General features: G+C 66.0%; 22 protein-coding genes. 9 read left to right on the top strand and 13 right to left on the bottom strand.

The genetic code is table 11. The features are described 5' to 3' along the window. Positions 1 to 21: 21 nt before the first annotated feature. Positions 22 to 1,098, bottom strand: coding sequence for a tRNA (adenosine(37)-N6)-threonylcarbamoyltransferase complex transferase subunit TsaD (gene tsaD / locus LG367_RS02630; protein ID WP_226467653.1), 1,077 nt, complete (start codon positions 1,096 to 1,098; stop codon positions 22 to 24). A 98-nt stretch (positions 1,099 to 1,196) separates the two neighbouring features. Here tsaD and rpsU point away from each other — a divergent pair, with 98 nt between their 5' ends. The 3 genes from rpsU to LG367_RS02615 all read left to right on the top strand — a co-directional run bounded on the left by rpsU (position 1,197) and on the right by LG367_RS02615 (position 2,531). Then, positions 1,197 to 1,412: a 30S ribosomal protein S21 gene (gene rpsU / locus LG367_RS02625; RefSeq protein ID WP_056134345.1), complete on the top strand. Its 216-nt coding sequence runs from the start codon at positions 1,197 to 1,199 to the stop codon at positions 1,410 to 1,412. Positions 1,413 to 1,539: 127 nt separating this feature from the next. Continuing rightward, positions 1,540 to 2,001, top strand: coding sequence for a GatB/YqeY domain-containing protein (locus LG367_RS02620; protein ID WP_226467652.1), 462 nt, complete (start codon positions 1,540 to 1,542; stop codon positions 1,999 to 2,001). A gap of 11 nt (positions 2,002 to 2,012) precedes the next feature. Then, positions 2,013 to 2,531, top strand: a complete 519-nt coding sequence (locus tag LG367_RS02615; protein WP_226467651.1) for a GNAT family N-acetyltransferase — start codon at positions 2,013 to 2,015, stop codon at positions 2,529 to 2,531. 1 nt (position 2,532) lies between these two features. On the opposite strand, the gene LG367_RS02610 is transcribed toward LG367_RS02615, so the two are convergent. Further along, the gene (locus tag LG367_RS02610) at positions 2,533 to 3,426 is read right to left on the bottom strand and encodes a Vps62-related protein (RefSeq protein WP_226467650.1); all 894 of its coding nucleotides are present in this window, start codon (positions 3,424 to 3,426) and stop codon (positions 2,533 to 2,535) included. 130 nt (positions 3,427 to 3,556) lie between these two features. Here LG367_RS02610 and dnaG point away from each other — a divergent pair, with 130 nt between their 5' ends. Both dnaG and LG367_RS02600 read left to right on the top strand, forming a co-directional pair. After that, on the top strand, positions 3,557 to 5,290 hold the full coding sequence (dnaG, locus tag LG367_RS02605) for a DNA primase (protein WP_226467649.1): 1,734 nt from the start codon (positions 3,557 to 3,559) through the stop codon (positions 5,288 to 5,290). Positions 5,291 to 5,393: 103 nt separating this feature from the next. Continuing rightward, positions 5,394 to 5,780 carry a hypothetical protein gene (locus tag LG367_RS02600; RefSeq protein ID WP_226467648.1) on the top strand — a complete coding sequence of 129 codons (387 nt, stop codon included), beginning with the start codon at positions 5,394 to 5,396 and terminating at the stop codon, positions 5,778 to 5,780. A gap of 53 nt (positions 5,781 to 5,833) precedes the next feature. Here the strand turns inward: LG367_RS02600 and LG367_RS02595 are convergent, their stop codons facing one another. After that, a complete protein-coding gene (locus tag LG367_RS02595) occupies positions 5,834 to 6,475 on the bottom strand; it encodes a LysM peptidoglycan-binding domain-containing protein (protein ID WP_226467647.1) in 642 nt (213 codons plus the stop codon). 177 nt (positions 6,476 to 6,652) lie between these two features. Here LG367_RS02595 and LG367_RS02590 point away from each other — a divergent pair, with 177 nt between their 5' ends. Then, positions 6,653 to 8,665, top strand: coding sequence for a S9 family peptidase (locus LG367_RS02590; RefSeq protein WP_226467646.1), 2,013 nt, complete (start codon positions 6,653 to 6,655; stop codon positions 8,663 to 8,665). 15 nt (positions 8,666 to 8,680) lie between these two features. Here the strand turns inward: LG367_RS02590 and LG367_RS02585 are convergent, their stop codons facing one another. Continuing rightward, entirely contained in the window at positions 8,681 to 9,139 is a 459-nt protein-coding gene (locus LG367_RS02585; RefSeq protein ID WP_226467645.1) for a RidA family protein, read from the bottom strand. A gap of 111 nt (positions 9,140 to 9,250) precedes the next feature. Here LG367_RS02585 and LG367_RS02580 point away from each other — a divergent pair, with 111 nt between their 5' ends. After that, entirely contained in the window at positions 9,251 to 10,270 is a 1,020-nt protein-coding gene (locus LG367_RS02580; RefSeq protein WP_226467644.1) for a bile acid:sodium symporter family protein, read from the top strand. Here LG367_RS02580 and cyoE read toward each other — a convergent pair whose 3' ends face one another. The 4 genes from cyoE to LG367_RS02560 are packed head-to-tail and all read right to left on the bottom strand — an operon-like array spanning position 10,271 to position 13,727. Further along, a complete protein-coding gene (cyoE, locus tag LG367_RS02575; RefSeq protein ID WP_226467643.1) occupies positions 10,271 to 11,191 on the bottom strand; it encodes a heme o synthase in 921 nt (306 codons plus the stop codon). It abuts the gene before it with no gap. A 1-nt stretch (position 11,192) separates the two neighbouring features. Then, complete coding sequence (locus LG367_RS02570; RefSeq protein ID WP_226467642.1) at positions 11,193 to 12,347, bottom strand: COX15/CtaA family protein; 1,155 nt, start codon at positions 12,345 to 12,347, stop codon at positions 11,193 to 11,195. A gap of 46 nt (positions 12,348 to 12,393) precedes the next feature. Continuing rightward, the gene (locus LG367_RS02565; protein WP_226467641.1) at positions 12,394 to 12,999 is read right to left on the bottom strand and encodes a hypothetical protein; all 606 of its coding nucleotides are present in this window, start codon (positions 12,997 to 12,999) and stop codon (positions 12,394 to 12,396) included. Next, positions 12,996 to 13,727: an SURF1 family protein gene (locus tag LG367_RS02560; protein WP_226467640.1), complete on the bottom strand. Its 732-nt coding sequence runs from the start codon at positions 13,725 to 13,727 to the stop codon at positions 12,996 to 12,998. The genes LG367_RS02565 and LG367_RS02560 overlap by 4 nt, the downstream gene beginning before the upstream one ends. Before the next feature lie 56 nt (positions 13,728 to 13,783). Here LG367_RS02560 and LG367_RS02555 point away from each other — a divergent pair, with 56 nt between their 5' ends. Beyond that, positions 13,784 to 14,002, top strand: coding sequence for a twin transmembrane helix small protein (locus tag LG367_RS02555; RefSeq protein ID WP_226467639.1), 219 nt, complete (start codon positions 13,784 to 13,786; stop codon positions 14,000 to 14,002). A 146-nt stretch (positions 14,003 to 14,148) separates the two neighbouring features. On the opposite strand, the gene LG367_RS02550 is transcribed toward LG367_RS02555, so the two are convergent. Genes LG367_RS02550 through coxB form a run of 5 tightly spaced genes read right to left on the bottom strand, consistent with a single transcriptional unit; the run spans position 14,149 to position 18,471 of the window. Next, entirely contained in the window at positions 14,149 to 15,030 is an 882-nt protein-coding gene (locus LG367_RS02550) for a cytochrome c oxidase subunit 3 (RefSeq protein ID WP_226467638.1), read from the bottom strand. A gap of 36 nt (positions 15,031 to 15,066) precedes the next feature. After that, complete coding sequence (locus LG367_RS02545; RefSeq protein WP_226467637.1) at positions 15,067 to 15,657, bottom strand: cytochrome c oxidase assembly protein; 591 nt, start codon at positions 15,655 to 15,657, stop codon at positions 15,067 to 15,069. A 10-nt stretch (positions 15,658 to 15,667) separates the two neighbouring features. Continuing rightward, positions 15,668 to 15,799 carry a hypothetical protein gene (locus LG367_RS18490; protein WP_264179745.1) on the bottom strand — a complete coding sequence of 44 codons (132 nt, stop codon included), beginning with the start codon at positions 15,797 to 15,799 and terminating at the stop codon, positions 15,668 to 15,670. A gap of 10 nt (positions 15,800 to 15,809) precedes the next feature. Beyond that, a complete protein-coding gene (gene ctaD, locus LG367_RS02540; RefSeq protein ID WP_226467636.1) occupies positions 15,810 to 17,450 on the bottom strand; it encodes a cytochrome c oxidase subunit I in 1,641 nt (546 codons plus the stop codon). A gap of 28 nt (positions 17,451 to 17,478) precedes the next feature. Beyond that, complete coding sequence (coxB, locus tag LG367_RS02535; RefSeq protein ID WP_226467635.1) at positions 17,479 to 18,471, bottom strand: cytochrome c oxidase subunit II; 993 nt, start codon at positions 18,469 to 18,471, stop codon at positions 17,479 to 17,481. A 463-nt stretch (positions 18,472 to 18,934) separates the two neighbouring features. On the opposite strand from coxB, the gene putA reads away from it, so the two are divergent. Continuing rightward, positions 18,935 to 22,177, top strand: coding sequence for a bifunctional proline dehydrogenase/L-glutamate gamma-semialdehyde dehydrogenase PutA (putA, locus tag LG367_RS02530; protein WP_226467964.1), 3,243 nt, complete (start codon positions 18,935 to 18,937; stop codon positions 22,175 to 22,177). The last annotated feature ends 161 nt before the right edge of the window (positions 22,178 to 22,338 follow it).

The following is a 22,338-nucleotide window of genomic DNA, read 5'->3' as shown; positions in this document are numbered from 1 at the left end:
AACCGCAGAAGTAGGCGCGAATTATGACGCCTGGGCGCGATCCGCCACGACCGGCGGCAGCGTCGCCATGTCCCAGCGCGGTGTCACGTGCACTTCGGCGTTGTCGTGCTGTCCCGCCTGCAGGCGCAGCGCGCCCGCGAACGCGATCATGGCGCCGTTGTCGGTGCACAGCGCCGGCCGCGGGAAGCACACGCGTCCGCCGCGCTTGGCCGCCATCTGCTGCAGCTTGGCACGCAGGTGGCGATTGGCGCCGACACCGCCGGCCACCACGAGGATCTTGCTGCCGGCCGCGTCGAGCGCGCGCTCGCACTTGATCGCCAGCGTGTCGACCACGGCATCCTCGAACGCGAGGGCGATGTCGGCGCGGGTGGTCTCGCTGCGGTCGCTGTCCTGCCAAGCCAGCAGCACCTGGGTCTTCAAGCCGGAAAAACTGAAGTCCAGGCCGGGCCGGTCGGTCATCGGCCGGGCGAAGCGGTAGCGGCCGGCGGCTCCAGCCTGACCAGAGCCCCTTTGCCGGGCCTGTTCGGCCAGCGCCGCCAGCTGCGGCCCACCCGGATACGGCAACCCCATCAGCTTGGCGGTCTTGTCGAAGGCCTCGCCCGCCGCATCGTCCAGGGTCTCCCCGAGCAGGCGGTAGCGGCCGATGGCCTCGACCGCGACCAGCTGGGTATGGCCGCCGGAAACCAGCAGGGCCACGAACGGGGGTTCGGGCGGGTCGTCCTCCATCAGCGGGGCCAGCAGGTGGCCTTCCATGTGATGCACCCCGATCGCCGGCAGATCCAGCGCCCAGGCCAGCGAACGCGCCACCCCGGCCCCGACCAGCAGCGCCCCGACCAGGCCCGGACCCGCGGTATAGGCCACCCCGTCGAGATCGCCCGTGCCTAAGTCCGCCTCGGCCAGGGTCTGGCGGATCAGCGGCAGCAGCTTGCGGACGTGGTCGCGACTGGCCAGCTCCGGCACCACTCCGCCGTATTCAGCGTGGAGGGCGATTTGGCTGTAGACGGCATGCGCGCGCAGCCCCGCCGCCCCGGACAGGGCGGTGTCGTAGACGGCCACGCCGGTCTCGTCGCAGCTGGTTTCGATGCCTAGAACACGCATGAAGACAGAATTGGGATGGGTTGCGTCACTGCAAGGGCTGCGGCTATCATACGCGGCTCGCCGGGTGGACCCCGGTGATTTATTGTCCCGGAGATTCCATGCCAAGCGTCAAAGTCCGCGAAAACGAGCCCTTCGAGTTTGCGCTGCGCCGTTTCAAGCGCACCTGCGAGAAGGCCGGTGTGCTCGCCGAAACCCGCAAGCGCGAGTTCTACGAGAAGCCGACCCAGGAACGCAAGCGCAAGGCCGCCGCGGCCGTGAAGCGCCAGGCGCGCCGCAGCTCGCGCGACGTGACCAAGCGCCAGCGCCTCTACTGAGGCAGCGTCGCTTGTCCGCAAAGCCGGCACGCGCGAGCGTCGCCGGCTTTTTGTGTTTTAGAGCATTCAGAAGTCCGCACGGGATGTGCGGGCTCTTGCGGAAGGACCCGCATACAGGAGATTTGTCATGAGCCTCAAGCAACGCCTCACCGACGACATGAAGTCCGCGATGAAGTCGGGCGACAAGGATCGCCTGGGCGTGATCCGGCTGATCAACGCCGCGATCAAGCAGAAGGAAGTCGACGAACGCATTCAGCTCGACGATGCGCAAGTCGTCGCCGTGCTCGACAAGATGGTCAAGCAGCGCAAGGACTCGGTGAGCCAGTACGAGCAGGCCAACCGCGAGGACCTGGCCGCCATCGAGCGCGCCGAGATCGTGGTGATCGAAGGTTACGTACCCGCCAAGATGGACGAAGCCGCGATCCTGGCCGCCATCGATGCCGCGATCGCCCAGCTTTCCAATGAGAGCGGCGGCGCTGCCGGCCCCGCCGACATGGGCAAGCTGATGGGCGTGTTGAAGCCCAAGCTCGCCGGGCAGGCCGATATGGGGCAGGTGTCCGCGCTGGTGAAGAAGAAGCTTTCTCCCTGATCGCATTCGCGATGAACGCGTCGATCGAAACTTCCGATCCAAGTGTCCGCCTGCGCTTCGCCACACGCGCAGACATCCCGCTGATCCTCGCCTTCATCCGCGAACTGGCCGAATACGAACGCGCGCCGGAGGCGGTCGTGGCCGACGAGGCCACGCTCGCCGAGAGCCTGTTCGGCGAGCGGCCGGGCGCGGAAGTCGTGATCGCGGAAGTGGATGGCGCACCGGCAGGGTTCGCGTTGTTCTTCCACAATTTCTCCACCTGGCTCGGGAAGCGCGGCCTGTATCTGGAAGACCTGTTCGTCCGTCCGCAATTCCGTGGCCGCGGGCTCGGTCTGCTGCTGATGCGCTATCTGGCCAAACTCGCGGTCGAACGCGATTGCGGCCGTTTCGAATGGTGGGTGCTCGACTGGAATACGCCGGCGATCGATTTCTATCGCCGGCTCGGCGCCGTGGCGATGGACGAATGGACGGTGCAGCGCATCGACGGCGAAGCGCTGCACAAGCTCGCTGGCGAATTCACCTCGCCCTGACCTACTCCGGCTCGCGCGGCGATGCGTCGAGGATCGGTCCCTTGGTCGATGAAGGTCCGGTTGGCCCCGTCGTCTCGCCGATGCCCACTTCCGCGGCGCTGCCGCGTTCGCCCCACAGCACGTAGCCGCCGTAGTAATCCTCCTGCGTGACGTCCACCGCCGGCCGTTCGGCCAGATCGAAGCGGATGCCGCCGGTGGCGGCGATGTCGTTCACACCGGGAAAGTTGGTGGACCAGTCGCCGGGCTCGGGATAGTTTGCGTGCGAACCCTGCCCCACGTACGACACGGGCCGGCCGTCCTCTTTCGGCGCATCGGCCCAGGAGCGCGAGACGTTCAGGCCATTGTGGGCGCTGTAGCACACCTCCACCGGCTGGAAGTTGCTGTCCAGCTGCACCGTGATCTTTTCCCAGTCGCCTTCGTGGTTCTGCACGTCGCCCACGCCCGGCGGGCCGTCGTTGTACGAATAGAACAGGTGATAGGTGATGGTGTTGGAGGCCGGGTCGTACTGGTAGAGGTTCTGGCTGTTGCCGAGGTCGCCGGCGCGGATGCCGTCGCCGAGTTCCTCGTTCTGGTGGTCGAGGAAGATCTGGCCGTCGGCGTCCCGATTGCCCTCGCCGATCCCGGCCAGCTCGCTGCCGGGAACCTCGCCGAGCCCGTAGAGCTCCTTGTCGCCCCAGAAGTCGCGCTCCTGGCGCAGGGTCGACTGGTCGATGTAGGTCTGCGGGTTCTGCAGGAAATTCTGCTCATCCGGATGGAAATACAGGATCGGGGCGTACTGCTGGGCCAGCTGCTGCGTCTGCGCCGGGGTCAGGCAGTAGGGCGCCGCGGTGGACGTCGCCGGCGAGGTCGCGGGCGGCGGCGGGGTGGCGGGCAGACGGACGTCGGACGGAAACATGGCGGCGCTCCTGATCGGACGGGGCGATCCTAGCCCGCTCCCGCCCGTTCCGCACATCCGGGGCGACCCTAGCCCGCGCCCGGACGCGGCTCGGGGCGCGGGTGCTTTACACAGATGCGATCATGGGCGCATGGCCCGCATCCCCGACGCCTTCATCGACGAACTGCTCGCCCGGACGGACATCGTCGAGGTGATCAACGCGCGCGTGCCGCTCAAGCGTCAGGGCAAGGAGTATTCGGCGCGCTGCCCGTTCCACGACGAGCGCTCGCCCTCGTTCACCGTCTCGCCGACCAAGCAGTTCTATCACTGCTTCGGCTGTGGCGCGCACGGCACGGCGATCTCGTTCCTGATGAACTACGACCGCCTCGAATTCCTCGACGCGGTCGACGAGCTGGCCAAGCGCTCCGGCATGGAAGTGCCGCGCGAGACGCAGCAGCGCAACGAGAATTCGGACAGCCGCGATCTGTACAGCGCTTTGGAGGCGGCCTCGCAGTTCTTCCGCAGGCAGTTGAATGTCAGCGAGAAAGCGCGCGCCTATCTCGACCGCCGCGGCGTCGATGAAAGCGTGCGCGCGCAGTTCGCCATCGGTTACGCGCCGGATGGCTATTCGGCGCTGAAGGATGCGCTCGGCACCGACGCACGGCGCATGAACCTGCTCGATCGCGCCGGCCTGCTGTCGAAGAGCGAGAAGGGCTCGGTCTACGACAAGTTCCGCGATCGCGTGATGTTCCCGATCCTCGATCGCCGCGGCCGCGCCATCGCCTTCGGCGGACGCGTGCTCGACCCCGAGGATTCGCCGAAATATCTGAACTCGCCGGAGACCGCGCTGTTCCACAAGGGCCGCGAACTCTACGGCCTGTGGCAAGTGCGGCAGGCACACCAGAAGATCGAGCGGCTGATCGTGGTGGAAGGCTACATGGACGTGATCGCGCTGTTCCAGCACGGCGTGTCGCAGGCGGTGGCCACGCTCGGCACCGCGACGACGCCCGATCACGCCGAACTGCTGTTCCGCAACGCGCCCGACGTGTACTTCTGCTTCGACGGCGACGCCGCCGGGCGCAAAGCCGCCACGCGTGCGATGGAATCGGTGCTGCCGCGCATGCGCGACGGGCGCCAGGCCTTCTTCCTGTTCCTGCCCGACGGCGAGGATCCCGATACGCTGGTGCGCAGCGAAGGCGCCGGAGGCTTCGATGCGCGATTGCGCGCGGCCACGCCGCTGTCGCAATTCCTGTTCGACTCATTGTCGGCCGACGTCAATCTCGCCACGCTCGACGGCAAGGCGCGACTGGCCGAGCGCGCCAAGCCGATGCTGGCGCAGATTCCCGATGGCGCTTTCGGTGATCTGATGAAACAGCATCTCACCGAACTGACCGGCGTCGGCGCGCGCACGAGCACGCCCGACACGCACGTGCCCGTGCAGCGCGCGCGCGACGCGACACCCACGACCGCACCCAAGCGCAGCTTCGTGCGCAGCGCGATCGCGCTGCTGTTGCAGAAGCCCGCGTTGGCGCTGGAGCTGGCGCCGCCGTTTCGTTTCATCAGCCTGCGCCAACCCGGCATCGAGCTGCTGACCGAACTCATCGCGCTGATCAGCGCGCGTCCCGAGATCAGCACCGGCGCCCTGCTCGAACACTTCGAAGGCCGCGAGGAAGCCGTGGCGCTGCAGAAGTTGGCGAGCCAGCAGTTACCGGGCGAGGAATCGGCCTGGCAACGCGAATTCCTCGACACCATCGCGCAGCTGGACAAGCAGACGTTGCAGCAACGCGTCGATGAGTTGCAGGCAAAGCAACGCGAATCCAGTCTCGATGATGCGGACAAAGCCGAGTTGCGTGGCTTGCTTGCCAGCAGGACTGGGACACGCTGAACTCTGTTCGTCATTAGCAAGAGTCGTGAGGAATCCTCCCGGCACGTTCGCGGCCGAACCGATAACGCTCTAGTATTCAAACATCGGCCGCAGCGGAGTCGCCATGAATTCCTCGTTTCCACAAACGACGTTGCAGGCACTACAGCCCGACGATGCCGATTACGCAGCCATACTCGATGTCGCCCGGATTCCCGCCGAACAGGTGCTGACGCTGCCGATCTCGTTGCACGTCGACAGCCTCGACCGTTATGGCGCCTGGGCCTTCCTGCTGGCGCAATTGCGCGCACCCGATGGACGGCGACTTGACTTCTCGCGCACACCGCTGGCCGAACAAGCCGCGGCGGGCGGCCTTTCCGACGTGTATGCGGCATTGCTGAAGCAGGAAGGCGCGCAATGGCGGATCGTCGCGCACGTCGTCGGCCCCGGCGACGTCGCATGGGAATCCTGGCCGCAGGACCACGGCGCGCCCGCGGCACTTTTCGGCCAATGATGTTCCGGAAAATCGCGCTCATGCACGAGCACTGATTCGCATCGAGAAGGCGATCAGCCAGGCCGGGACAGGATGTACCAGTTGCCGGAAGCCCCACCCCAGCTGACTTCCTGCGTGCCATCCGCATTGCGATTGTTGGAACCGATGAACTGCGGTCGTCCACTGGCATCGAGACCGGCGAACAGCACGGTATGCGACTGGTTGGCGTTCTTCATGATCACCACATCACCAGGCTTGGCGTGACGGAAATCGACGCGCTGCCAGCCCTCGGCCTGCAACCGGTCGCGCAGCACGGTGACGGAATCGGTGTGCCAATCGATCGCGCCGGCCTTCTGCAAACAAGCTGTGACGAAGTTCGCACAACACACCGTGCTCGGCACGTTGGGATTCATCGGCAACTCGCCGCTGCGCTTGAGTTCGCTGGCGTCGCGGCCGATGAAGCGCTTCGCGATCGCGGCGGCATTACCGGTGCCGGAATCCACACGCGTGTCGGAGGACACGCCCCTCGTCCCGCTTGTGCCATTCGCTCCGCCGTGCCCGCGCGGCGCACCGCCGGAAATATTCAACGTATCGCCCGCGTAGATCAGGTCGGCATCCTTGATCTCGGGATTCAGCGACATCAGCCGATGGACCGAAGTCCCGTAGCGAAGCGCGAGTTCCGAAAGCGTGTCGCCCCTGACGATGTTGTGGATCATGGCAGGCCCTCTCCGCACTGCGGACGGTCGAACGCGGATCGTGAGCAGCCCCCTGCACTGCGTTCGCAATGCAGTCTCCTCACTCACGCGCCGGGATGTAACTCGGACCAACCCTATGTAGGGGAAACCCCAGGGGCCTTGCGCTAGACTGCGGCTTCCATTTCTGGGGGTGTCGACATGAAGCTCGTTCGCGGTCTGTTGTTCGCAGCCATCGCCTGCGCCTGTGCATCCGCCTCTGCGCAAGACGCACAACGGCAAGACAAGAGCGTGGTCCGCGAGACCGTGGGCAACCGCGTCAGCGAAAGCATCCCCACGATTCCACCGGCACTGAGCGAACAACTCAACCGCTACCAGAACACGCGCGGCGCTGCCGTCAACGGCTGGACGCAGGACGGCTGCCTGCTGATCACCACCCGCTTCGCCGAGACCAACCAGGCGCATCGCGTGTGCGAGCCGCTCGGCATGCGCGAGCAGATCACGTTCTATCCCGAGCCAGTCGGCAGCGTCACGATCACGCCTGCTTCCCAACGCCACGGGTTCGTGTTCGGCAAGGACAAGGGCGGCGACGAATTCTCGCAGCTGTACTGGTTCGACTTCGATACGCGCGAGGCGAGTCTGCTCACCGACGGCAAGCGCAGCAAGAACGACGTTCCGACGCTTTCGCACGACGGCAAGCTGCTCGCCTACAGCAGCACCGCGCGCAACGGCACCGATACGGACGTGTGGGTGCGCGATCTCGCCACGGGACAGGCGAAGGCGGTCGTCACCGAAGGCGGCGCATGGGAAGCCCTGGATTTCTCGCCCGATGGCAAGCGCCTGCTCGTCTTCAAGGGCGTATCGGCGACGGAGGCTTATCCGGGCGTGGTCGATCTGACGACAGGCAAGCTGGAGATGTTCCCCGTCGACGGCGGCAAGGCGGCGTTCGGCCCCTTCAAGTTCGCACCGGATGGCAAGGCCGTGTATTTCGTCTCCGACGAACCGATCGACGGCAAGCCCAGCGAATTCCAGACGCTGCGCTATCACTCGCCTCAAAGCAGCGATCCCGCCAGCGGCACGTTCAAGGCGTTGTCCGCGGACATTCCGTGGGATGTCACCGATCTGGAGATTTCCGAGGACGGCAAGCATCTGGCCTTCGCCACCAACGAGGACGGCATCGCGCGTTTGCACGTGCTGTCGCTGCCTTCGCATACACCGGTGAAATTGCCCGAGCTGCCGATCGGCCTGATCGGCGGACTGGAGTTCTCGCCCGACGGCAAGCGCCTGGCATTGAGCCTCAACACCGCGACCTCGCCGACCGATGCCTACGTCATCGACCTCGCGTCCTCCAAGCTCACGCGCTGGACGCGCAGCGAAGTCGGCGGGCTCGACACCAGCAAGTTCGTCGCGCCGACACTGGTGCGCTTCCCCACCTTCGACAGCGTCGACGGCAAGCCACGCACGATCCCAGCCTTCTATTACCGTCCCGCCAAGGCGGCCAACGGCGGCAAGGTGCCGGTGATCATCAACATTCACGGCGGCCCGGAAGCGCAGGCATTTCCGAATTTCAGCGCCAACACGCAGTTCCTGGTCAACGAGCTCGGCATCGCCGTGCTGGTGCCGAACGTGCGCGGCTCCTCCGGCTACGGCAAGACCTACCTCACGCTGGACAATGCCGAAAAGCGCGAGGACTCGGTAAAGGACATCGGCGCCCTGCTCGACTGGATCGCGCAGCAGCCCGAACTCGATGCCAAGCGCGTCGGCGTGATGGGAGGCAGCTACGGCGGCTACATGACGCTGGCATCGCTCGTGCACTACAGCGATCGCATCCGCGCCGGCATCGATGTCGTCGGCATTTCGGACTTCGTCACCTTCCTCAACAACACCGAGAGCTATCGCCGCGATCTGCGTCGCGTCGAATACGGCGATGAGCGCGTTCCGGAGATGAAAGCGGTGTTCGAGCGCATTTCACCGCTGAAGAACGCGGGCAAGATCCGCGTGCCGCTATTCGTCGCGCAGGGCAAGAACGATCCGCGCGTGCCGTACACCGAGGCCGAGCAGATCGCCCAAGCCGTGCGCGGTAATGATCAGCCGGTGTGGTTCCTGATGTTCGACGACGAAGGCCACGGCTTCAAGAAGAAGTCGAACAGCGACTATTTCAATGCCGCCTCCGTCCTGTTCTGGCAACAGCACCTGCTGGGCGAAGCCAAGTAATCGGAAACGAGGCCATCACGCCAGTGCGATGGCCTCGATCTCCAGCAACCAGCTCTCGTCGAAAATCTCGGCGATGATCACCGTCAACGCGGGCGGCGTGTCGAGTTTGCCCAGCACCTGCTGACGCACCTCGCGCGCCTCGTCGCGATAACGGCGATCGGCGAGGTAAATGGTGACCTTGGCCAGATGGCCGTAATCCATGCCGGCGGCCTTGAGTTGCGCGCCGACGTTGTCCCAGGCCAGCCGGCATTGCGCGCGAAAGCCTTCGGGTACCGTGCCTTCGCCATCGGCCGGCACCTGGCCGCTCACGAACAGCACGCGCGTGGCGCCGGTGACTTCATGCGCCTGCGCGTAGGTGCCGTCGGCCGCCGATGCGATCGCGCGTCGACCCGGTTTTCCGCCGCTCTTCGCCTGCGACGCAGCCGGCGCCGCCGCCAACGCCAGGGTGCCGATGCAGAAATCGCGCCTGTCCATCGCCCGCTCCCATGATCCGGTGGCGCCATCATAGGCGCACGTCGTGCCGGCCCGAACTCTGTGTTTCGCCCTGCTCACGGAATGACGAGGTCGGGACGCTAGACTTTCGCCATGCCGATCCTGTCCAAGCTCCGCATCGACTCCTTCACCCTCGCGCTGCTGGCGACCGTCCTGCTCGCCTCGCTGCTGCCGTTGTCCGGCACCGCGGCGCGGGTAATGGATGTCGTCACCGATGTCGGGATCGCCTTTCTGTTCTTCCTCCATGGCGCCAAGCTCGCGCGCGAGGCGATCATCGCCGGCGCGGCCGCGTGGCGATTGCACCTGACGATCTTCGCCAGCACCTTCGTGCTGTTTCCGCTGTTGGGCTTGGCGGGCAAGCCGCTGGCGCATTGGCTGCTCACGCCGGAGCTTTATATCGGCGTGCTGTTCCTGTGCACGCTGCCGTCGACGGTGCAATCCTCGATCGCCTTCACCTCGATGGCCGGCGGCAACGTGCCGGCGGCGGTGTGCAGTGCCTCGATGTCGAGCCTGATCGGCGTGTTCCTCACGCCGCTGCTGATGGGATTGCTCGCCGGCACGCAGAATGGTGCCGGCGCGGCCATGGCGCATCCGCTGCAGGCGATCGGCAGCATCATGCTGCAGTTGTTGCTGCCCTTTATCGCCGGCCATCTGCTGCGGCCGTGGATCGGCGCCTGGGTGGAACGCCATCGCGGCGTGCTGCGCTACACCGATCAGGGCACGATCCTGCTGGTGGTCTACACCGCGTTCAGTGCCTCGGTGATCGAGGGGCTGTGGCGGAAGACGCCGCTCGATGCACTGCTCGCGGTCGCGCTGATCGCCATCGTGCTGCTCGCCCTGGTGATGACGATCCTGACCTTCGGCTCACGCCGCCTCGGCTTCTCGCGCGAGGACGAGATCGCGATCGTCTTCTGCGGCTCGAAGAAGAGTCTGGCGACGGGCGTACCGATGGCGAAGGTGCTGTTCGCGGGCACGAGCCTCGGCGCGATCGTGTTGCCGATCATGCTCTTCCATCAGATCCAGCTGATCGTCTGCGCCTTCGTGGCGCAGCGCTACGCGCGTGCCGCGCATCGCCGCGCGGCGGATGCGACCGCCGGCGACATCGCCGATTGATCAGTAGGTTGGCCGCAGCTCGAACACGGGCGTCGGCTGCAATACCGGCAGCAGCCAGTGATCGACCAGCAGGAACGCGAACAGCGCCATCAGATAGATCACCGAGTAATTGAACACGCGCATGGCGAAGAACTCGTCCGGCGGATTCATCAGCTTCCAGGCGTACCAGACGAACATCAGGCCCAGCACCAGCGCGCCGCCGAGATAGAACAGCCCGCTCATGCCCGCGGCCCAGGGCAGCATGGTCGCCACCACCAGCAGCAATGTGTACAGCAGGATCTGCCAGCGCGTGTAGGTCACCCCGTGCGTCACCGGCAGCATCGGGATCAGTGCGCGTGCGTAGTCGTCGCGGCGGAAGATCGCCAGCGCCCAGAAATGCGGCGGCGTCCATACGAAGATGATCAGCACCAGCAGCAACGCATGCGCCCAGTCCCATTCGTGCTGCATGCCGGTGACCGCGGCCCAGCCCAGCAGCGGCGGTGCGGCGCCGGCGATGCCGCCGATGACGATGTTCTGCGGCGTGGCGCGCTTGAGAAAGCCGGTGTAGATGACGGCGTATCCGATCAGCGAAGCGAAGGTGAGCCCGGCGGTGAGCGGATTGACCAGCGCGATCAGCAGCGTCATCGACACCGCGCCGAGGAACACCGCGAACGCCAGCACCTGCGCCGGTCGCAGCGCGCCGGTCGCCAGGGGCCGATGCGCGGTGCGCACCATCACCTTGTCGATGCGCTGGTCGATGAGATGGTTGATCGCCGCGGCGGACGCGGCCGCCAGCCAGATGCCGAGCAGGCCGAACACGGTCTCGCGCAGCGGTGGCAATCCGGGCACGGCCAGGAACATACCGACCAGCGCGGTGAACACGATCAGTGCCACCACGCGCGGTTTCGTCAGTTCCCAGTACTGGCCGAAGGTCCCTTTCATGTCATTGATCAATTGTGCGCAGGCGCGCCAGCAGCGAGATCAGCACGAACAGTAGCAGCGCGGCGCCGGCATTGTGCGCGACCGCGACCTGCAGGGGCAGCGACAGCACGACGTTGGCGATACCGAGCGCCACCTGCGCGCAGGCCAGCAACGCCAGCAGCGTCCCCCAGCCGCGCAGGCCGGGCGTGCGCAACAATCGCACTGCCGTGGCGATCAGCGCCGCGAATGCGACCACCGCCATCATCCGGTGCGCGAGCTGGATGGCGATGCGCGAGGCGCCGTCGAGCACGCCGCCTTCGTAGTCGACGCCGATGCCGCGCCACAGCACGAAGCCTTCGCGGAAATCATGCGGCGGCCACCACTGCCCCACGCACTTGGGGAAATCGTTGGCGCAGGCCAGCGCGGCGTAGTTGGCGCTGACCCAGCCGCCGAGCGCGATCTGCACCGCGAGCAGGACCAGCGTCACGATCAGCCAGCGCCGCAATCGCGTGGCATCGGCGAGACGGATCGGCAGATGCGTCGCGCGCCAGGCGATCCAGATCAGCAGCGAGAACGTGAGCAGGCCGCCGAGCAGATGCCCCATCACCACGATGGGTTTGAGCAGCCAGGTGACCGTCCACATCCCGAGCAATGCCTGGAAGATGATGACAGCCAACGTCAGCGCCGAGGCGCGCGCGAGGTCGAGATTCGACCAGCGCAATGCGGCGAACAGCAGGATCGCTTCGCCGATGATCGCCAGACCCGAAGCGATGCCATGCTCTCCGCGCATGTACAGCGGGATCGCCAACGCCACCAGCGCCGCTGCCGCGATGATCTGCAGCACGCCGTAACGGCGCTTGCGCGCGGACAGCAACGCCAGCGTCAGCACCAGCACACCGAGCAGGCCTGCGATCATGCGGTGGAACTGTTCGCGCCAGGCCTTGTGCGGTTCGACCGGGCGGATCGCGGTCGCGGCATGGTCGATCGCCTGATTCGCCGCCGTCGGCCAGGCCGCGCGGCCGTAGCAGGTCGGCCAGTCGGGACAACTGAGGCCCGCGTTGGACAGGCGCACGAACGATCCGAACACGATCACCGTGAGCGCGAGCGCGACCGCCAGCCAGGCGATCCTGTGGAAGTGCTTATAAACAGCCGGTTTGTAGACGGTCGGGCGAGACATCGCCGGTTTCGTGGGCACACTCATCGAGTCTGACTCATCGCCGGCCTCACATCAGTTTCAACAGCTTGGACATGTCGGCGCGCAAGTCGCCGGGATCGGCGCCGGGCGCGTAGCGCAGGATCACGAAGCCATTGGGATCGATGACGTAGACCGGCAGGCCCATGCCATTTTTCTTGTCTTTCGTATCTGCGTTGGAAGCCGCATCCAGGCGCGGCAATGCCGCACGCAGCGCCGGATCGTCGCGCAGCACGCGCGTGGCGGCGTTGGTCTTGGCGCCGGCCGGTGGCGGCGTGCCGATCCAGAGGATGTCGACGTGGTCGGCGTCGCGACCGAACAACTGCCACACCACATCGAGCTGGTGCGCGAGTCTGACGCAAACCTCGGCGCAGCCGACCGGCGGCGCGATCGCGATGCGCCAGCGGCGCGCCGCCGGCTCCCAGCGGTATTCGCCGCCGGCGGCCAGATGCGGCACCACCTTGCGCAGATCGCCGGGCGGTTGCAGCAGTTCGCCGTGATTCTTCATGCCCTCGGGCTTCCAGCCGGCGAAACGCAGCGCGCCGGCGAGGATCGCGCCGCCGAAGAACACGGCGAAGATCACGAGCAGCAGCATCCGGTTGCGATTGCGCTGGCGGGAGTGGATGGTTTCGCTCATGCGGCTATTTTCGGCTTCGATCCGCGCAAAGTCAGCACCAAGGCCGTCACCAATACCGCGATGGCCAGCGCGAACCACTGCACGGCGTAGCCGAAATGGCGTTCCGGCGTCAGGGTGTTGGGCAAAATGTCCAAGTCGCGCGCGTAGCCGAGCGGGAGCGCGGGATCGAGCTTGAGCACGCGCGGGGGCAGCCGCTCCAGCTGCAATTCGCGCGGCAGATCCGCAGCATCCAGGCCAGTGATCAGCAGCGTGCCATCCGGCTGCCTGGCGACCACGGCTGCCAGCAGGCCGTGCGAAGGCGGTGGCGACAACAGACCCTGGATGCGCTGGCGGCCCTCCGGCAACGCGATCACGGGCAGGCGGCGATCGCCGGGCAACGGCAGCCAGCCCAGCTCCACCAGCAGCGGCTGCGCGCCCATCTCCGGCCGGAACAGCCGATACGCGCGCACGCCGGCACGATCCTCGCGCTGCTGGTTGTCGAGCAGCAGGGCGGGACCCGGCGCGAATTCGCCTTCGCCCGCCGCCCAGTCGTAGTCGGTCTTGCGCGCGGGATCGGCGGCCAGCGCCAATGGTTGCGCTTCGCGTCGCTGCAACACCGCCTGCACCGCATCCAGCATGGCCTGTTTCTGATGCATGCGGCCGTATTGCCAGGTACCGAGCGCGCAGAAACCCGCGGCGGCCAGCAGCGCCAACGTCCAAAGCAATGGCAGAAGACGAGAACGGCTCATGCGCGCTTTGTTCCGGGCCTGCGATAATCGCTCATGCGCCCGTGCTGGAGCCCGTGATGAACGATTCGCTGAAAACCCTGGTGATCGTCGCCTTCCTGATACTCATCCTCTGGAACCTCGGCGCGGGTCTGTATTACATGCTGGTCGACAAGGGCAAGACCAAGCGCACGGTGAACGCGCTCACCCGCCGCATCGCGCTGTCGGTGCTGCTGATCCTGCTGGTGATCCTCAGCATCTATATGGGGTGGATCACGCCGCATGGGATCGGGCGATGAACTTTGTAGCCCCTCTCCCTCCGGAAGAGGGGTTGGAGTGAGGGGACGGCGAAGCCCATAGAGTCCAGACATCATGGACTTCGCCACACCCTCATCCGGCGCTACGCGCCACCTTCTCCCGAAGGGAGAAGGAAAGATCAAACGCCTTACAGCACGTAGACGAACAGGAACAGGCCCAGCCACACCACGTCGACGAAGTGCCAGTACCAGGCCACCGCTTCGAAGGCGAAGTGATCGTCCTTCTTGAAGTGCCCGCGGGCACAGCGCAGCCAGATGATGATCAGCATGATCGTGCCGAGCGTGACGTGCGCGCCGTGGAAACCGGTCAGCATGAAGAACGTGGAACCGTAGATGCCCGAACCCAGGGTGAGGTTCAGTTCCTTGTAGGCGTGGATGTATTCCTCGGCCTGGAAGTACAGGAACGTCGCGCCGAGCAGCACGGTCAATCCGAGGAACAGCAGCAGCTGCTTGCGATGACCGGCCTTGAGCGCGTGGTGCGCGATCGTGATCGTCACGCCCGAAGTCAGCAGGATCAGCGTGTTGAGCAGCGGCAGGCCCCACGGCGGGATGATCTGGTACTGGCCGCCGATCGCGCCCGGGCCATTGCTCGGCCACGCCGCGCTGAAGCCCTGCCACAGCAGCTCGTTGGTCATGATGCGGCTGGCATCGCCGCCCAGGTGCGGCAGCGCGAACTGGCGCGCGTAGAACAGCGCACCGAAGAACGCGGCGAAGAACATCACCTCGGAGAAGATGAACCACACCATGCCCATGCGGAAGGAGGTGTCGACCTGCTTGTTGTAGTAGCCGGAGATCGACTCGAGGATCACGTCGGCGAACCACTTGAACAGGATGGCGAGCAGGATCACCGCGCCGACGAAGAACGTGGGCTTGCCGTAGCTTGCGTCGTTCATCCAGCTGGCCAGCCCGAACATGGTGATGAACAGGGCGACGGAGGCGAACACTGGCCAACGGCTACCGTGCGGCACGTAGTAGATGTTGGCGTCGTGGTGGGCGTGAGCTTGGGCCATGGCGAATGTCCGGGAACGAAACGGGGCTTGCGGTGATTACTGCTTGGCGCGTGAGGCAACCGCACCCGAAACCGGCGATGCGAGCTGCGACGTGAGCGCGTCGTTTTTGTAGAACGTGTAGGACAGCGTGATCGTCTTCACTTCAGGCGGCAGGTCGGGCGCGACGATGAAGCGCACCGGCATGTCGCGCGACTCCCCCGCCGCCAGTGTCTGCGCGGTGAAGCAGAAGCATTCGGTCTTGCTGAAATAACCCGAGGCACGCGCCGGCGCGATCGACGGCACGGCATTGCCGACGATGGCGCGCTGGCCGTTGTTGCGGGCGTAGAACAGGGTCTCGTACTGCTGGCCGGGGCGCACGCGCATGCGCGTCTGCTCCGGATGGAACGCCCACGGCAGCTTGGAATTGACGCCGCCGTCGAACTCGATCGTGATCCAGCGTTCCTCGCTTTTGCCGGCAGACTTTTCCATCGCGGCGGCACGCTCATCGGCCAGCGCGGTCTTCTCCAGACGCACGCCGAACACCTTCTCGCAGGCGATGCGATACAGCGGCACCAGCGCGAAGGTGAAGGCGAACGCGCCGAGCGCCACGGCCACCATTCTCAGCACGCCGAAACGCTGCACGCTCATGGCAGCACGCTCATCGCAGCACTCCCGCGACGATGAAGCCGACGTAGATCAGCACCGCGATCCCCGCCACCCACAGCGCGGTCCGGCGCGCCGACTTGCGGCGTGCCTGGACTTCATCGCTGGAGAGTTGTGCGGGGCTCATCACGGATCGCTCAGTGGGTCACGTCGCCGTGCGCCAGATCGCCATCCTTGATCACCGGCGGCGTGGTGAAGGTGTGGTGCGGGGCCGGCGACGGCACCGTCCATTCCAGACCCTTCGCCGCTTCCCACGGACGCGCCGGGGCGTGAGCGCCCTTCTTCAGCGAGTAGCCGAGGATCGCGATCATCATGAACGGCGTGAGGAACATGCCGAAGGCGCCGATCGAGCTGATCAGGTTCCAATCAGCGAACACGACGTTGTAGTCCGGGATGCGGCGCGGCATGCCGGCCAGGCCCAGGAAGTGCTGCGGGAAGAACAGCAGGTTCACGAACACCACGGTCCACCAGAAGTGGAACTTGGCCCAGAACTCGTTGTACATGCGCCCGGTCCACTTCGGCCACCAGTAATAGGTCGCCGCGATGATCGAGAACAGCGCGCCGGTCACCAGCACGTAGTGGAAGTGCGCGACCACGAAGTAGGTGTCGTGGTACTGGAAGTCGGCGGGCACGATGGCGAGCATCAGGCCGGAGAAGCCGCCGATGGTGAACAGGATCACGAAGGCCACCGCCCACAGCATCGGCGTTTCGAAGCTCAGCGAGCCCTGCCACATCGTGCTGACCCAGTTGAACACCTTCACGCCGGTCGGCACCGCGATCAGCATCGTCGCGTACATGAAGTAGATCTCGCCACCCAGCGGCATGCCGACGGCGAACATGTGGTGCGCCCACACGATGAAGCTCAGGAAGGCGATCGAGGCGATCGCGTACACCATCGCCTGGTAGCCGAACAGCGGCTTGCGCGAGAACGTCGGCAGGATCTCCGAGACCACGCCGAAGGCCGGCAGGATCATGATGTAGACCTCGGGATGGCCGAAGAACCAGAAGATGTGCTGGAACATCACCGGGTCGCCACCACCGGCCGCGTTGAAGAAGCTGGTGCCGAAGAACTTGTCGGTGAGCAGCATCGTCACCGCGCCCGCCAGCACCGGCATCACCGCGATCAGCAGGAAGGCGGTGATCAGCCACGACCAGCAGAACACCGGCATCTTCAGCAGGTCCACGCCGGGGGCGCGCATGTTGAGGATGGTGGCGATGACGTTGATCGCGCCCATGATCGAGCTGATGCCCATCATGTGGATGGCGAAGATGGCGAAGGCCACGTTGCTGCCGCCTTGCAGGCTCAGCGGCGGATAGAGCGTCCAGCCGCCGGCGGGCGCGCCGCCCGGCAGGAACAGCGTCATCAGCAGCATGGTGAAGGCGAACGGCAGGATCCAGAACGACCAGTTGTTCATGCGCGGCAGCGCCATGTCCGGCGCGCCGATCTGCAGCGGCACCATCCAGTTGGCCAGGCCGACGAAGGCCGGCATCACGCCGCCGAAGATCATGACCAGCGCATGCACGGTGGTCATCTGGTTGAAGAATTCAGGATTGACGAACTGCAATCCCGGCTCGGCCAGTTCCGCGCGGATGATCACCGACATGCCTGCGCCGATGATGAACATGACGAAGCTGAAGAGCAGATACAGCGTGCCGATGTCCTTGTGGTTGGTCGAGAAGAACCAACGCTCGACGAAGCTCTGCTTGTGCTCGTGGGCGTGATCGTCGTGACCGTGCTTGTCAGCGCCGGCAACAGTTTCGGGATGAGTGGCGGACATGAGCTAGGACCTCAAGAAATGCGTGCGATCAGCCGGCCGCGGGAGCGGAGGCGTCGGAATGCTGCTGCGCGGTCGCGGCGGGCGCGGCTTCGGCCGGAGCGGCCGGCGCTTCGGCGGGCGCCGGAGTCGCGGGCGCGGCCGGAGCGGCGGGTTGCGCCGGCGCGTTCTTGGCCTTCTCGGCCGCCAGCCACTGCTTGAATTCTTCCTTGGGCACGGCCTTGACCACGATCGGCATGAAGCCGTGATCCTTGCCGCACAGTTCCGCGCACTGGCCGCGGTAGATGCCCGGCTTCTGGATCACCGCCCAGCCTTCGTTGACGATGCCGGGGATGGCGTCCTGCTTCCAGCCCAGCGCCGGCACCCACCAGGCGTGGATGACGTCGTCACCGGTGATCAGGAAGCGGATCTTGGTGTCGGTGGGCAGCACCAGCTGATGGTCGACATCGAGCAGGTAGTGCGGATTGGATTCGGTCGTCGGACGCTCGCCGCTCTGGCGCACGCGGTCGCTCTCGCGGTCGAGGCGGCTGGTGAAGGACACGTCCTCGCCCAGGTATTCGTACTTCCACATCCACTGGAAGCCGGTGATCTTCACGGACATCTCGCTCTCGCGGGTGTCGTACATGGCGATCAGCTTCTTGGTGGCCGGGTAGGCCATGATGATCAGCAGGATCACCGGCACGATCGTCCAGACGATCTCGGCCTTGGTGTTATGGCTGAACTGCGCGGCGACCGCGCCCTTGGACTTGCGGAACTTGAACATCGCATAGGCCATCGCGCCGAACACCACGATGCCGATCACCACGCAGACCCACAGCACGAACATGTGCGCGTCGTAGGCGTGCTCGGACAGCGGGGTCACGCCCCGGCCCATGTTGAGCTGCCACTCCACCGGATCGGCCGACTGCGCGAAAGCGCTGGCGGAGGCCGCCGACAGGGCAAGGCCCGCGGCCCACTGCTTGAGACTTGCCGATCCCGAGCGGACCGGTGAAAGCAGCGCTTGTTTGAGCTGACCGAATTGCATCACATCGAACCCCGAGTGCCTCGTTGGCGTCTGGCTAGGCGAAATGGCTTAGACGTCGACCACATCCGGCCTACACGGCCGGGGGCCGGAAAGCACGCAGGAAGCGGCGGCGGTCTGCGGATAACCTGCAAATGGTAGCGGTGACGGGCATTTGCGGGCAAGGACGAACCGGGCCGCGCTTGGCGCGGCACTGCCGCGCAGACCGGGGAAGTGCCTGGCCACGGAGGGCCGGACCGGGCGATCGGAAGCCAAATTCGTGCCGCCACGGACGGCCGACGAAAGCACGACAAGTGCGGAAAATGCGCACTTCACAGCCCGGGCGAACACACCATCCCACCCCAAGACGGCCTGCAATGCCGAAAACCGCCGTCCACGCATGCCGAAACCGATGAAGGTCGCGTCAAGAACGCCTTCACCCCTAAAATCACGCCCCTCTCGTGCCCTGAAGCACTTTGTGACCAGCATTCTTTCCCCCGAACTCCCCACCCCGCCGGCCACGCTGCGCGCGGCGATCACCGCCGCCTGGGCACGCGACGAGGCCGCGCACGTGCGCGAACTGCTCGAACAGGCGCGCCAGCCTCACCCCGACTGGAGCGATGCCGACCGGCAGGCCATCCAAGCCACCGCCGCCGATCTGGTGCGCCGGGTGCGCGCCCACGCCGAGAACCAGGGCGCGATCGAGGCCTTCATGCGCCAGTACGACCTCGGCAGCGAGGAAGGCGTGCTGCTGATGTGCGTGGCCGAGGCGCTGCTGCGCATTCCCGACCAGGAAACGGCCGACAAGCTGATTCGCGACAAGCTCGGCGAAGCCGACTGGAAGCGGCATCTGGGCCAGTCGGACTCGGTGCTGGTGAACGCCTCGACCTGGGGCCTGATGCTCACGGGCCATCTGGTCGACCTCGCCGACGGCACCAAGCGCGACGTGCATGGCGCCTTCAAGCGCCTGATCGGCCGCGTCGGCGAGCCGGTGATCCGGCTGGCGGTGCGCCAGGCGATGCGGATCATGGGCCACCAGTTCGTCATGGGCCGCACCATCGAGGAGGCGCTGACGCGCTCGCGCAAGGGCGACAACGCCGCCTACCGCTATTCCTTCGACATGCTGGGCGAGGCCGCGCTGACCGCGCGTGATGCGCAGCGTTATCTCGAAGCCTACCGAAAGGCCATCCACGCGATCGGCAAACATTCCAATCCGCATCGCCAAGGCGATGCGGGGGGACCCTTCAATAATGTGTTCTCGTCCCCCAGCATCTCGGTGAAGCTCTCCGCGCTGCACCCGCGCTACGAGCACGGCCAGCGCGCCCGCGTCCTCGCCGAACTCGGCCCGCACCTGCTGGAACTGGCCCGGCTCGCCAAGCAATACGGCATCGGCCTGACCATCGACGCGGAAGAAACCGATCGCCTCGAACTCTCGCTCGACCTGATCGCGCAGGTGCTGGCCGACCCATCGCTGCACGACTGGCACGGCTTCGGCATCGTCGTGCAGGCCTACCAGAAGCGCGCGCCGTTCGTGATCGACTTCATCGCCGAACTCGCGCGCCGCCTCGAACGCCGCATTCCGGTGCGGCTGGTGAAGGGCGCGTACTGGGACTCGGAGGTGAAGCGCGCGCAGGTGGAAGGCCAAGCCGGCTACCCCGTGTTCACGCGCAAGCCGAACACCGACGTCTCCTACCTCGCCAACGCGCGACGCCTGCTGCTGGCCACCGACGCGATCTATCCGATGTTCGCCACTCACAACGCGCAGACGATCGCCGCCGTGCATCGCATGGCCGCGAAACTGCTGCCGCCGGGCAAGGGCGAGGATCGCGGCTTCGAATTCCAGAAGCTGCACGGCATGGGCGACGATCTGTACGCGGAAGTGATTCCCGCCGATCGCCTCAACGTGCCGTGCCGCGTCTACGCCCCGGTCGGCTCGCACGAGGACCTATTGCCTTATCTGGTGCGCCGCCTGCTCGAGAACGGTGCCAATTCCAGCTTCGTCAATCGCATCACCGACGAGGACGTCGCCATCGACGATCTCATCCGCGACCCGGTGGAAACCGTGAGCGAATTCAGCACGGCTGATGCCATTCCCCACCCCCGCATTCCGCTGCCGGTCGATCTGTACCGCAGCCAAGCGGCTGTAAATGAGTATGCAGATAGGAGCAACTCCATGGGCGTCAATCTCGCCAACGACGATCAACTGCGCGCGCTGGCCGAACAAGTGAACGCAGCCGCCGGCCAGTCCTGGCGCGCCGCGCCATTGGTGCCCGGCGCGCAGATCGGCGGCCCGCTGATCGCCGTCAGCAATCCCGCGGATCGCCGTCAGCAGGTCGGCCAATGGCAGGCCGCCGACAGCGCCACCGTCGAACTGGCGCTGCAGAACGCCGTGAAAGCACAGCCCGCCTGGGACGCCACGCCCGCCGCCTCGCGCGCCGCCATCCTCGAACACGCTGCCGCGCTGCTCGAACAGCGCCTGCCGCAATACATCGCGCTGTGCACCAAGGAAGCGGGCAAAACCCTCGCCGACGGCGTCGCCGAAGTGCGCGAAGCCGCCGACTTCCTGCGCTACTACGCCGCGCAGGCCCGCAAGGTGTTCGCGCCCGAAGCCCTGCCCGGCCCGACTGGCGAATCCAATACCCTGCAACTGGCCGGCCGCGGCGTATTCGTCTGCATCAGCCCATGGAACTTCCCGCTGGCGATCTTCACCGGCCAGATCGCGGCCGCGCTCGCCGCCGGCAACAGCGTCATCGCCAAGCCGGCCGAGCAGACCAACCTGATCGGCTACGAAGCCGTGAAGCTGCTGCACGAAGCCGGCATCCCCGAAGCCGTGCTGCAATTCCTGCCCGGCGACGGCGCCACCGTCGGCGCCGCGCTGACGAAGGACCCGCGCGTGGCCGGCGTCGCCTTCACCGGCTCCACCGACACCGCGCGCGCCATCAACCGCGCACTGGCCGCCCGCGATGCCGCGATCGGCGTGCTGATCGCCGAGACCGGCGGCCAGAACGCGCTGATCGCCGATTCCTCCGCGCTGCCGGAGCAGCTGGTGAAGGACGCGCTCGCTTCCGCTTTCACCTCCGCCGGCCAGCGCTGCTCGGCCGCGCGCGTACTGTTCGTGCAGGCCGACATCGCCGACAAGGTGATCGGCATGCTCGCCGGCGCGATGGCCGAACTGCGCGTCGGCGATCCGGGCCTGCTCTCCACCGACGTCGGCCCGGTGATCGACACCGACGCGCTGAAGCTGCTCGAGGACCACGCCACGAAGATGGCCGGCAGCGCCAAACTCATCGCGGAAGCGAAGACTGACGACAACATCGCCCACGGCACCTTCTTCGCCCCGCGCGCCTGGGAACTGCAATCGCTCTCGCAACTCACCCGCGAGAACTTCGGCCCGGCCCTGCACGTGATCCGCTGGCAGGCCGACCAGCTCGACGCGGTGATCGACGCCATCAATGCCACCGGCTACGGCCTCACCCTCGGCATCCACTCGCGCATCGACGACACCATCGAGCGCATCGCCACGCGCGCCCGGGTCGGCAACGTCTACGTCAACCGCAACCAGATCGGCGCGGTGGTCGGCGTGCAGCCCTTCGGCGGCCAGAACCTGTCCGGCACCGGCCCCAAGGCTGGCGGCCCGCACTACCTGCCGCGCTTCGCCACCGAGAAGACCGTCACCGTCAACACCACCGCCGCCGGTGGCAACGCCTCGCTGCTCACGCTCGGCGACTGAGCGCTGGCGCGCGTGCAAACGCAGCAAATTCCCGGGAATTCCGTGTAATCCTGGTTATCTCCGGCCGAACGGTCGGAGATAATCGCGCTCCCGGTTTCCCGCGATTTCGCGGGATTTCAACCGATTCAAATTCGCGGCGCCCCTTGATTTCCAGGCCAGCG

The sequence above is a fragment of the Luteimonas panaciterrae genome (assembly GCF_020511115.1).
GTDB classification, from domain to species: Bacteria; Pseudomonadota; Gammaproteobacteria; order Xanthomonadales; family Xanthomonadaceae; genus Luteimonas; species Luteimonas panaciterrae.
This window is presented reverse-complemented; position numbering and strand designations above follow the sequence as displayed.